Origin of the sequence: Escherichia sp. KCJ4928, from assembly GCF_004352695.1 — a bacterium.
Lineage (GTDB): Bacteria > Pseudomonadota > Gammaproteobacteria > Enterobacterales > Enterobacteriaceae > ECMA0423.
Genome location: NZ_SJWV01000740.1, coordinates 1 through 265, shown reverse-complemented (window position 1 = coordinate 265; position 265 = coordinate 1). Strand labels below are relative to the sequence as shown.

The following is a 265-nucleotide window of genomic DNA, read 5'->3' as shown; positions in this document are numbered from 1 at the left end:
AGATACAAAAACAGGGAGGTGATTATTTATTCGCGGTAAAAGGAAACCAGGGGCGGCTAAATAAAGCCTTTGAGGAAAAATTTCCGCTGAAAGAATTAAATAATCCAGAGCATGACAGTTACGCAATTAGTGAAAAGCGTCACGGCAGAGAAGAAATCCGTCTTCATATTGTTTGCGATGTCCCTGATGAACTTATTGATTTCACGTTTGAATGGAAAGGGCTGAAGAAATTATGCGTGGCAGTCTCCTTTCGGTCCATAATAGC

The 265-nt window shown here is 40.8% G+C and carries 1 pseudogene; it reads left to right on the top strand.

What is annotated here, in order from left to right:
* Positions 1 to 265 (top strand): annotated as a pseudogene (locus E0D98_RS26535) (ISAs1 family transposase); the annotation flags it as partial.